Annotated in this window: 10 protein-coding genes; 4 read left to right on the top strand and 6 right to left on the bottom strand. The window is 71.6% G+C overall.

From position 1 onward, the window contains the following. Positions 1 to 189 precede the first annotated feature (189 nt). Together IE118_RS20570 and eccE are read right to left on the bottom strand one after the other, a co-directional pair. Positions 190 to 987, bottom strand: a complete 798-nt coding sequence (locus IE118_RS20570; protein ID WP_189559451.1) for a hypothetical protein — start codon at positions 985 to 987, stop codon at positions 190 to 192. Further along, entirely contained in the window at positions 984 to 2,312 is a 1,329-nt protein-coding gene (eccE, locus tag IE118_RS20565; protein WP_373298401.1) for a type VII secretion protein EccE, read from the bottom strand. Before eccE ends, IE118_RS20570 begins: the two co-directional genes overlap by 4 nt. 178 nt (positions 2,313 to 2,490) lie before the next feature. On the opposite strand from eccE, the gene eccB reads away from it, so the two are divergent. Next, complete coding sequence (gene eccB, locus IE118_RS20560; RefSeq protein ID WP_189559450.1) at positions 2,491 to 4,032, top strand: type VII secretion protein EccB; 1,542 nt, start codon at positions 2,491 to 2,493, stop codon at positions 4,030 to 4,032. Positions 4,033 to 4,112: 80 nt separating this feature from the next. Next, positions 4,113 to 5,354, top strand: coding sequence for a type VII secretion-associated serine protease mycosin (mycP, locus tag IE118_RS20555; protein ID WP_189559449.1), 1,242 nt, complete (start codon positions 4,113 to 4,115; stop codon positions 5,352 to 5,354). Positions 5,355 to 5,367: 13 nt separating this feature from the next. Here mycP (IE118_RS20555) and IE118_RS20550 read toward each other — a convergent pair whose 3' ends face one another. Beyond that, positions 5,368 to 5,679: a DUF397 domain-containing protein gene (locus tag IE118_RS20550; RefSeq protein WP_189559448.1), complete on the bottom strand. Its 312-nt coding sequence runs from the start codon at positions 5,677 to 5,679 to the stop codon at positions 5,368 to 5,370. A 341-nt stretch (positions 5,680 to 6,020) separates the two neighbouring features. Between IE118_RS20550 and IE118_RS20545 the strand changes: the two genes are divergently transcribed. Beyond that, complete coding sequence (locus IE118_RS20545; RefSeq protein ID WP_189559447.1) at positions 6,021 to 6,353, top strand: WXG100 family type VII secretion target; 333 nt, start codon at positions 6,021 to 6,023, stop codon at positions 6,351 to 6,353. 31 nt (positions 6,354 to 6,384) lie between these two features. Then, positions 6,385 to 6,696, top strand: coding sequence for a WXG100 family type VII secretion target (locus IE118_RS20540; protein ID WP_189559446.1), 312 nt, complete (start codon positions 6,385 to 6,387; stop codon positions 6,694 to 6,696). 139 nt (positions 6,697 to 6,835) lie between these two features. On the opposite strand, the gene mycP (IE118_RS20535) is transcribed toward IE118_RS20540, so the two are convergent. The 3 genes from mycP (IE118_RS20535) to IE118_RS20525 are packed head-to-tail and all read right to left on the bottom strand — an operon-like array spanning position 6,836 to position 10,315. Next, entirely contained in the window at positions 6,836 to 8,197 is a 1,362-nt protein-coding gene (gene mycP, locus IE118_RS20535) for a type VII secretion-associated serine protease mycosin (RefSeq protein ID WP_189559445.1), read from the bottom strand. Between the two features lie 34 nt (positions 8,198 to 8,231). Next, positions 8,232 to 9,806 carry a hypothetical protein gene (locus IE118_RS20530; RefSeq protein ID WP_189559444.1) on the bottom strand — a complete coding sequence of 525 codons (1,575 nt, stop codon included), beginning with the start codon at positions 9,804 to 9,806 and terminating at the stop codon, positions 8,232 to 8,234. After that, positions 9,806 to 10,315 carry a DUF2563 family protein gene (locus tag IE118_RS20525; RefSeq protein ID WP_189559443.1) on the bottom strand — a complete coding sequence of 170 codons (510 nt, stop codon included), beginning with the start codon at positions 10,313 to 10,315 and terminating at the stop codon, positions 9,806 to 9,808. Before IE118_RS20525 ends, IE118_RS20530 begins: the two co-directional genes overlap by 1 nt. Positions 10,316 to 10,343 lie beyond the last annotated feature (28 nt).

Here is a 10,343-nt window from a genome sequence, read left to right as displayed (position 1 = left end):
CCTAATCACCACACGCCCCACATCGGCAGGCCCGTCCACCCACCACCCTCGGCCCTCAGGGTTCCCGGCGGAACACCGCCGAGGGACGGCCGCCCGACATCCACCCGCAAACCGGGCAAGCCCGGCGGCGGTGTGGGCGCCGGGTGAACACCGGGTGAGGGAACGGCGTCTCGCGTTCCCCCGCTCCGGTCAGTCCATCCGGCGCGGCATGCCGAGCAGCCCGGTCTCGGCATCCGTGGGCCGGGTCGTCACGTACCGCCGGTCGCCGTCGGCGCACCAGAGCGTCACACCGTCCGCGAGGGTGGGCAGGGACTCCACCTCGGCCGGTATCAGGCCCATGGCGCGGCCCAGTTCCGCCGCCTCGTCCGGAGAGACCCGCTGGATGCCCGCCAGCCTGGCCCGCCGCAGCAGCCCGGGAGCGACAGGACTCAGATACGGCAACAGGGTCAGCAGCGACTGCCAGGGCCCCGAGACGACCCGCCCCCGGGGCGGCCGCGTCCCGCAGTCCCGCACCACCAGGACGGGCGTCCCCGCGGACGCGCCCTGCGGCGGCACACGGCCCACGTCGTACACCGCCAGACCGTTCTGCCCGCCGCCCATCGCGTGCAGCATCTGCAGCCACGCCTGCGGGCGGCCCGTCTCCACCGCGACACGCGCCCCCGTCGCCGCCGCCCGCAGCGCGAGCACCTGCGCCGTCCACAATCCGCCGATCAGGACGACGTCGTACGGCGTGGGCCGGTTGAGTCCCAGTACCGCGGGCCGGCCCTCGGCGTCCACTCCGGCGATCACCCCGTCGTCGCCGATGGGCAGCGTCAGCGCGTCCACCTCGTCGGCGGACAGCGTGTGCCGTCCGTGCCGCGGCCCGAGCAGCCCGAAGCCGCTGAGCAGCCGGCCCGCCCCCGCCCGCCGGGCCGCGGGCGGGGCGCCCCCGTCCGGGGCACCCTGCGCCGACGGCCCACCGGCCGTCCCCGTCGTGGGCGTCGTCACCGCGCACCTCCCAGCGGCAGCGTGGCCAGCATGCCGGGCAACTGCTCCCGGTCCAGGCGGGCCAGGCCCGCCCCGGACCGGCGGGCGGCATCCTCCAGCGCGTGCCGGGCGGCCACCAGTTCGTCGTCACTGCGTCCCGTCACCCGCAGGTGCCCGCACAGGGACACCTCCCGCCCCGCCCCGCCGGAGAGGGTGAGACTGAAGGTCGTCGCGAGCGCGGGCACCGCGGTCACCCGGGCGACGAACCGGGGGAGCGACGGCCCCCCGTCGTCACCGGCCCCCGGCCACCGGCGTATCCAGTACGAGGTGTGCCTGCGGTTGTCGCAGCGCCAACTGCGGCCGGACTCCTCGGTCCGCCGCTCCCTCGTCTCCGTCCGCCCCGCCTCCGCCGTCACCAGCGGATTGGCGCACGCCGACGTCGCGAGGGCCGCGACCAACTCCTCCTCGTCCAGCACGGACGCCCGGAAACCGGCACCCGTCAACCGGCTGGCGAGATGATGAGCCGCGCGGGCGACACACTTCTGCGCCCCCACCAATCCGCCACCCCGCGCCGCCACGGCCTCGGGACACAGTTCGGGATCCAGCTTCAGCGCGACCCACGTGATGCGCACCGCCGGCGCCTCGACCTGCTCCTGCAACGGCGCGTAGTTGGCGACCGCCACGGACTGCGGGGGCAGATGCAGTGCGGGGGCGGGCTGGGTGTGCAGCACGACCTGCGCCGACTCCAGCCGGATCCCGTCGACCTCCAAAGCGTCCCGGACCAGCCCCAACGGCAGCGGCCGCCTGCCGCGTTCCGCGCGCAGCGCCGTGAAGTCGGCCTCCACGTGCACGACCGCCGTGACGAACGTGCCGTCACCGATGATCCCCACCGGCCGCCGGTCCCGCGCCCCGTGCGCGTACGTGCGCAGGGCCGGAGCGCATTCGAGCACCGGCACCAGCCCCGGCTCCGTCCCCGGCGGCACCTCGAGCACGGCGGCCCGCTTCCGCCGCGCACGCAACGCCCGCGCGGTGGCCAGCCATTCGGGAAGCGAGCGGCCACGGCGACGGACCACGGCCAGCGCCACGAGCGCCCCCGCGACGACCACGGCAGGCACCAGCCCGAACGGACCGGTCACCCAGCCGACGAGCAGCACGGCTCCGGCGATCTCCAGCAGCACGAGCCGTTGCAACCGAAACGAACCGCCCTGTCCCGGACGCTCCCTGAGACGCGGCTGGGCCCGCGAAGGCTGCCCGGACACCGACGGCGGCACCGCCCCCTCGGGTCCGCCCACGGACGGCCCCCGCGCCCCCGCCGGGCCACGCACCCGCGTCCCCGAAGCCCTCACACCATCCCCCGATCTGCTCACGACACCCCGGCCAACTGCCCCGCGCGGCCCGGAAGGAGCCCGAACCCTACCTGCCCCACGCACACCGACGATCACCAGGCATAGTAGGGGGCCGGTCCGACAACGGACGGCCCGGGACTCGGACCCCGGGGGCGGTAACGGGGAGCGGCAGTCACTCATGGCATCACGGCGGGACGAACTCAACGCCTACACGTTCGCGAAGCGGCGCATGCTGGCCGCGTTCCTCCAGCCCTCACCCTCGGGATCGGAGGAGGGAGCCCCCCGCCCGCTGCGGGCCGTCGTGCCGAGCCTGGTGGTCGGCGCGCTGGTGCTCGGAGTGTTCGGGGCCTGGGGCATGTTCAAGCCCACCGCCCCGCCCGACTGGGACAAGCCCGGAACGCGCGTGATCGTCGGCAAGCAGTCGACGACCCGGTACGTGGTCCTCGAGACGGACGGCGACACCCGCCTGCACCCGGTGCTCAACCACGCCTCCGCGCGCCTGCTGATGAAGGACGCGGGGTACAAGGTGGTCCAGGTCGACGACAAGATCCTCGACTCCGGCGAACTGCGGCGCGGACCCATCCTCGGCATCCCCTACGCCCCCGACCGGCTGCCCTCCGCGGACGAGGCCGGCCGCGCCAAACGCTGGGCCGTCTGCGCGCAGCCCGGCGGCAAGGACGGCGACAGCACCGTCCAGGAGGCCACGTTCGTGCTCGCCGACGCAGACAGGAAGAAGACCGAGGGCTCCGGCCGGCTCACCGGCGGCGACACCCTGTACGTCAAGACCCGCGGCGGCGAGCGCCACCTCGTCGACGCCCGCGGGACCTCGTACGCCGTCACCGGCGCGGAATCCGACCCGCTGACCATCGCCCTCGTCGGCTCCCGCACACCCCAGCTCGTCTCCGAGGAATGGCTCGCCACCCTCCACACGGGCGACCCGATCCGCTTCCCTCGGCTCCCCGCCGGCGTCGGCGACCCGGCGGGCGTCCCGGGACAGCTGTCGGCGGACGAGAACCGGGTCGGCACGGTCCTCAGGACGGAGACCGGCGAGGGAACCCGCTTCTTCGTCGTCCTGCCAGGAAAGGTGCAGCCCGTCAGCGAGTTCACCGCCTGGCTGCTGATCTCCTCACCGCAGACTGCCGTGCTGAACATGGACGGCAAGGCCCGCACCGTGGGCCTCCAGGACTTCACCGCCGACTCCAGGACGTTCGCCGGGCAGCCCGCCGACTGGCCCGCACTCCGGGCCCGGCAGGTCAACTCCCCCGACGGCGGCCGGGACACGGTGTGCAGCGTGCTGCGCGAGGTGGGCAAGGACAACTCGACGGTGCTCAGCACCTGGGCGGGCAGCGGCTACCCCGTCGAGATCACGGCCGACGGCACCAGCACGTACGTGACCCCCGGAACCGGTCAGCTCTACACACAGATCCAGGGCACGGCCGCCGACGCCGGGTCCCTCTTCCTGGTGACGGACACCGGACTGCGGTACGCCGTCCAGGCGAACGGGGACAGTGACAGCGCATCCTCCGACATCGGCGCGGGCGCCAAGGAGAGGGGCGACGCGGGCCAGGGGCAGGACACCGCACCCGAGCCCAGCGAGGCCCAGGTCAAGCTCGGCTACCAGAACGTCAGGCCCGCCCGGATCCCGCTGGCCTGGTCCGAGTTCCTCGCCAAGGGCCCGCGGCTGGACACCAACAGCGCACGTCAGCCACAGGGTTCGTGACCCGGGCACCCCGGGCGGCGGACAACCGCCGGCCCCGCACGCACGGACCACGGACGACGGAGAAGAGAGGGACCGCACCGGTGCCGCCCACGAAGGCCGCCCTGCTGGCCACCGCCGCACTGCTGACCGCACTCGGCGGCGCTCCGCCCACCCCCGCCCACGCGGTGCCCGAACCGCCGCCCGGGACGCTCCGACTCGACGGCAGTGGAGAGTGCACCTACCCCAGCAAGCAGCAGTTCAAGGCCCGCCCCTGGTCCCTCCAGCGCGTCCTGCTCGACGAGCTCTGGCAGGACACCGGCCAGGGCAAGGGCGTCCGGGTCGCCGTCATCGACACGGGCGTCGACGACGACAACCCCCAGCTGACCGCCGCCGTCGACAAGGCGGCCGGGCTGGACCTGCTCGCCCCGGGCAAGGGCGCCGACCCCACCAACGACGAGGTGGGACACGGGACGAAGGTCGCCGGCATCATCGCCGCACGCCCCCGCGAAGGAACCGGGTTCGTCGGCCTGGCGCCGGCCGCCACCATCATCCCGATCCGCCAGAACGACGCCGACAGCAGCGGCGACTCCGACAGCATGGCCCGGGCCATCGACCACGCGGTGGCCCGCGGCGCCGACGTCATCAACATCTCCCAGGACACCGCCAAACCGCTCTCCGCCACCTCCGCCCTGGCGGAGTCGGTCCGCAAGGCCATCGCGCGTGACGTCGTCGTGGTCGCGTCGGCGGGCAACGACGGCCTGGACGGCAAGGCCAAGAAGACCTACCCCGCCGCCTTCGACGGCGTCCTGGCCGTGGCCTCCTCCGACCGGAACAACGAACGCGCCGCCTTCTCCCAGGCCGGTGCCTTCGTGGGAGTGGCAGCACCGGGGGTCGACATCGTCTCCACGGTCCCCGGCGGCGGGCAGTGCACGGACAGCGGCACCAGCTTCTCGGCCCCCTTCGTCGCCGGGGTGGCGGCCCTCCTCAAGGAGAAGCACCCCGACTGGACCCCGGCCCAGATCGTCACGCGGATCGAACAGACGGCGGAGCGCTCGGTCAACGGCCACGACGACTTCGTCGGCTGGGGCGTGGTCGACCCGGTCCGCGCCGTCCAGGAGTCCGGCCTCACCGATCCCCCTTCGTCTCCCACGCCCGACCCCGGTGTGGCCAGGGCCCAGTCACCCGACGTCGCCCCGTTCTCCCTGGCCGAGACCGCGGCGGAACGCGACGAACGGCACGCCGCCTACGCCCTGGGCGTCACCGCGGTCCTGGTCACCGTCATCACCGGTGGCGCGGTGGCACTGCGGGACCTGCGCCGCCGCCGGGGGGAGCGGGAGGCGTGACGTCCGGCAGGGCTCAGTCGGCGCCGGCCGCGTTCCCCGCCGACGGCTCCAGGTCGAACTCCCCGTCCCGCGCGCCCAGGACGAAGGCACGCCACTCCGCCTCCGTGTAACGCAGCACCGTCCCCGGGTCGAGCGAGGACCGCATGGCGACCGCGCCGTCGGGCAGGTAGGCGATCTCCACCCGCTCCTCGTGCTCCTCCGTGCCCGGAGCGCAGTGCCACTCGACGCCGGAGATGTCCAGCGCGTACAGCTCGTCCCGCTCACGTTCCTTGCGCGCCTTGATGTCCTCGGGCGTCTCGCGCTCCCGGTCCGGCAGATCAGCCATGGCGGAACGGTGTCCTTTCGTCACGTACGAACGATCCCCGGTCACGGTACTGGGCCCCCGCGGGGCATGTCCGTCCCACGACCGGATCACACGGTTCTGGCGGACAGTACCGGCCGTGAACTGGGCTGTGCGCGCTTTGCAGTTGGAACACCCACACCAAGTGACTAAAGTGGCTCCCGGTGCCACGCGTGTGGTACCGCACGGGGGCGGCGCGACGCTGCGACCACGCGTCGCGCTGGGAGGCAGCGGTTCTTGCCCGCCAGGACACCTGGACATCCGTCCATGGCGACCCGTCACGGTGGCGACGGCCACCGGCACTGCACAAGGAGGGCAAGAGACACATGAGCGTCGACTACAGCGACTCCGACCTTACGGATCTCGCCAACAAGATCCAGGACTTCCACACGGACGTGAGCAAGAGGGTGACGTCCCTCAACACCGTCGTCGACATGATCCAGGCGGGCTGGCAGGGCGCCGCGGGCAAGGAGTTCGACTCCGTCCAGCGCGGGGTCAACCAGCACCTGAAGAAGCTCCAGGACGACCTCGTCGACCTCGAGGACGTCATGCGGATGAGCGTCAAGGGCTTCAGCGCCAACGAGCAGGAGCGCGTCTCGGAGATCCGCCGGGTGGACAACTCCTACCAGGTCTCCAGCCGCATCACCGACCTCGCCTGACCGACACCGCCGCATCCGGGAGCAACACACAGTGAGCGTCAACTACGACCGCACGGCGGTCAACTTCGACACCGTCACCCAGGCCGCCATGGACGTCCGCAAGACGGCCAAGGAGATGAGCGAGCAGCTCGACATCCTCATGCGCCAGGTCAGGGCCGTCGCCGAGACCTGGCAGGGCGAGGCGAAGACCGCCTACACCGAGATCCAGCGCAGCAGCAGCGTCGAGATGGACCAGATGTGCCAGAAGCTGGCCCGCATCGCCCAGCTCCTCGACGAGTCCGTCATCGGCTACAAGGACACCGACCACGGCAACGCGGCCCGCTTCCGCATGCTGATGGGCTGACCCACGCCACCACACCGACCACAAAGGGGGCTGCCCGATCCGGGCGGCCCCCTTCGCCTGTATGCGCCGGAGCGGTGGAACCGCACAGCGAGCCCGGAGCGGGTGTGCGACCGCCTTCGGGCTCGGAAGCGGTGGTGTCTCAGAGCTGTGGGCTTCGCTCGGGGCCTTCCGGGGGCTGCTGCGGCTGTGCGTACGGGGAGTAGGCGGGCGGAAAGGGCGGCGCTTCCGGTACTGGGGTCGAGCGACGGCGTCGGGTGCGAGCGGCGGGTACGGCTACGGCTGCCGCCAGGAGCGTTGCGGCTGCGACGCCGGTCACCACCCACGCAGTACTCACGCCGCCATCGTCGGACGAGACGGCAGTCGAGGGCTGCGGCGCGTCCGTTGCCGTGGTGTCGCCTCCTCCGGAGCCGGTGGGCGGTGACGCTTCGTCCGACGGGGTCTTCGGGGCGGCTGCACCCAGATCCGGCAAGGGGTATTCGTCCGCAGGGCCCGGATCACCCGGGTTCTTGAGCGCGATGCGGGGACGGACGATGCCGTAACCGAGGGAATCCGTGCGCTTCTCGCCGCTCCTGGCCTTCCCGGCGGTGTTCAGCATGACGCGGAGCACTTGGTGGTTGGTCCAGTCGGGGTGCTGAGCCCAAATCAGAGCGGCAGAGGCCGAGGCCAAGGCTGCGGAGGCACTAGTGCCGCTGCCCTTGCAGATCTGCGTACGCTCAGCACAGGCGTTGACGATGTCGCCACCGGGGGCGGTGAGGTCGACTTGGTGCCCGCGCTGGGACTCCTTCAGGACCTTGCCGGCTTGATCCGTTCCTCCCACGCCCACAACTCCGGGAGTCGCGGCCGGGTACTCCTCGAGGTTGGACTTGTCCCCGCTGTTCCCGACCGCTGCGAAGATCAGCTTGCCCTTGCCGATGGCGTATCGGACTGCGGACTCCAGTTCCTCGGTGCCGACGTTCTTCCTGCCCGGTGCGTTGGTACTGCCCATGGAAACGTTGATGATCTGGGCCTGGGAGTCGGCTGCATAACGAATCGCCTGCGTGAGGACACGTGAGTACTGCGCTTTGCTGTCGACTTGGCCGTAGTTCTCCGTGGAGTACCGCATCCGGATCGGAAGGATCTTGGCGCCTGGAGCGAGACCGTAGGACCCCTCTTCCGCTCCCCGTGCTCCCGTGGCCGCGATCAGTGCCGCTGTGGATGTTCCGTGGTCGGCGATGTCGGTGTTCTCGTCACCCCGTTGCTCGGAGTAGTCCTTACCCTTGAGGACTTGTCCCTTGAGGTCGGCAAGGGTGTCATCGACGCCGGAGTCGATGACGGCAACGGTGATGCCCTTGCCGGTGCTTCGCTTCCACATCTCCTCGGCCTGCATGGCGTCGAGATGCCATTGCATCGAACGAACCGACCGGGCATGGGCCGGTGTCGCGGCGACGCCCACCAGCAGCAGGCCGAGGACAGCCGCTGTCATGGAGAGGGGCTGCCAGGTTCGTTTGCTGCTGATGGACATGTGCCTTCCTGGATGCCGGGTGCTCTTGACGGGCTCAGTCAACGACAGGCGGGACTGCGCGACGGTCTCTGCGCTCCCAGGTCTCCGCCTCTTCCGAGAGGTAATCGGGACGCTTCCGTTGGTCCTGCCGGCTGTCACCCTCTGCGGAGGGTTGGGCAGCCGGGCGCGAGCCGGTTGCTGTGCGCGCAGCCGCTGCGCCGTGCGATGAATCGCCGGTGTTCTGCTGGCGTACCAGGCCGGTGCCTCCAGGGGTAAAGGCCCGTGTACCGGAGCGACCTGTCTGGACCGGCCGACTGCCGATCATCCCCCCTGACTCCGATGAGAGACGACGGGCTCCACCCGTACCGACCTGTCCGGCCATTGCACCCGCACCCGGTGACATTCCAGGAGACAGGGCACGCCCGATGGGCGTGTGACTCTGCTGGGTGCGCCCGTGACCGAGGTCGCTACCGATCACAGTCCCCCGCGGTAGGCCGGTGGACGGCCTTCCGGCGCCAGGGAGCACCGGGCGCCCTCCGACGATCCCGGTTTCTCCGGGACCCCGCACCCGGCTGCCGACGGGTGTCGCCGGACCCGGCTGGAGAGGAGGCCGAGCAGTCGCCGTGATCTGCCGGGGACCGGGCGAACCGGGCAATCCACTGCGACCGGGGACCGCGGGCGGGACGGGCACCGATGGAGGGCTGTACCCGATGTCGGGACGCGTACCAGTGCTGGCTTGCGGTGCGCCCGCAGTGCTTGGTGCGGCGGTCGGGCTGTCCGGCAACGCAGTCAGGCCGTCGATCTCCATGGCGACGGGGCGTGACGGTGCCGTTCCTTTACCCGCATCCAGCGTGTCCCCGGTCGAAGCCGCATCGTTGTTCGATGGTCCCGCGGCGGGAGCTCCAGTGCGTCCCTCGGAAGCGGAGGAGCCGGCAACGTAGGCACTCGCAGCCGAGGAACCTCCGTACGTGCTTATGGCCTGCTGCTCGGGCCTCCGCCATTCGCTCGCCTCCAAGTGCTCAGCCGGCGGCGAGAACGTGGGCGGCGGCACGCTGTTCACCTGGTGAGCCGAGTACTCGTACGTCTGTGCCAGCTTCCGCAGTTGCTGGATCGCCTCCGCACGCGCCGCCTCCATGCGCTGCTGCGCCGCCGTCGCGTCGGACTGGGCCGTCTGCGCCAGCCTGCGGGCGTCGGGGTCGTTCCGGGCGCCCGGTTCCCGCGTCGCTGCGATGGTCTGCTGCGCGTCGGCGAGGTCAGCCTTGGCCCGGGTGGTCTCGGACGTGGCCGGCATCGCCGCCTTGGCCTCGGCGACCGCCTGGGCCACCGTCGCCATCCAGCGGGACGCCACTTCGGCGTACTGACCCAGCCGCAGCGTCGCGGCGGCGCTCTGCCCTCCCCAGTCGCGGAAGGCGTCACCACCTTCGCCTTGCCACTCGAGCCCCTTGACGTACGTCATGAGGTCGTCGCCGATCTTGGTGATCGTCGACGAGGCCTTGGACAGCTTCGTGGCGAGGTGGGACGCGCCTTCCGAGCCGGCGGAGTCGAGCAGCGCGGCCAGCTGCTCGTGGGTCATGGACTCGAAGTCCGTGCGGCCCTGCTGTGGTGCCGCGCGGCCAGGCTGCTCGGCCATCAGTAGTCCCCCTCTGCGGAGGTGGTACCCGCCGCGTCGGCTTCAGCGGCCGGCCGGTTCGCGTACGGATCCCGCTCCACGACGTAGTACTTCTCCGCCTCCGCGTTGACCGCCCTCATCCGCGCCCGGATGTCCGCGTCCAGGTTCTCGTAGCCCACCCGGGACGCCTGCACCGCGAGGCCCATGCCCTCGATCTGCGCGCCCAGGGCCTTGGAGAGCTTCTCCAGCTCGTCGTGGACGATGGCGTACGAGTCGTAGAGGAACTGTGCCTCCTTGAACTCCGCGGCGCCCAGCTGCGCGCGCTCGAGGCGGTCCTGGCCGACCTTCGCCGGCGCGGCCTCGGACTCGTCTAGTTCCCGCAGCAGGTCGTCGACGCGCTTCTTGAAGCCCGCCATGGCGCTGTGCTGGATGTCGAGCGCCATGGCGGGGTTCACATGGGCCAGCGTGTCGAACGACGTGCCCGTGTCCGGCGGACCCCCCGTGCCTGCGCCGCCCCCGTTCGAACTCACGTCTACTGCCTCCCCGTTACTTCCCGAA

Origin of the sequence: Streptomyces pilosus (assembly GCF_014649835.1) — a bacterium.
In the GTDB taxonomy this organism is placed as follows: domain Bacteria; phylum Actinomycetota; class Actinomycetes; order Streptomycetales; family Streptomycetaceae; genus Streptomyces; species Streptomyces pilosus.
The sequence above is the reverse complement of the archived record's forward strand: the minus strand, read 5'-3'. Positions and strand labels throughout refer to the sequence as shown.

Excerpts from the sequence above, each read along its gene's own strand:
- eccB (WP_189559450.1), top strand. The coding sequence starts at position 2,491 with ATGGCATCACGGCGGGACGAACTCAACGCCTACACGTTCGCGAAGCGG.
- IE118_RS20550 (WP_189559448.1), bottom strand. The coding sequence starts at position 5,679 with ATGGCTGATCTGCCGGACCGGGAGCGCGAGACGCCCGAGGACATCAAG.
- IE118_RS20545 (WP_189559447.1), top strand. The coding sequence starts at position 6,021 with ATGAGCGTCGACTACAGCGACTCCGACCTTACGGATCTCGCCAACAAG.
- mycP (WP_189559445.1), bottom strand. The coding sequence starts at position 8,197 with ATGTCCATCAGCAGCAAACGAACCTGGCAGCCCCTCTCCATGACAGCG.
- IE118_RS20530 (WP_189559444.1), bottom strand. The coding sequence starts at position 9,806 with ATGGCCGAGCAGCCTGGCCGCGCGGCACCACAGCAGGGCCGCACGGAC.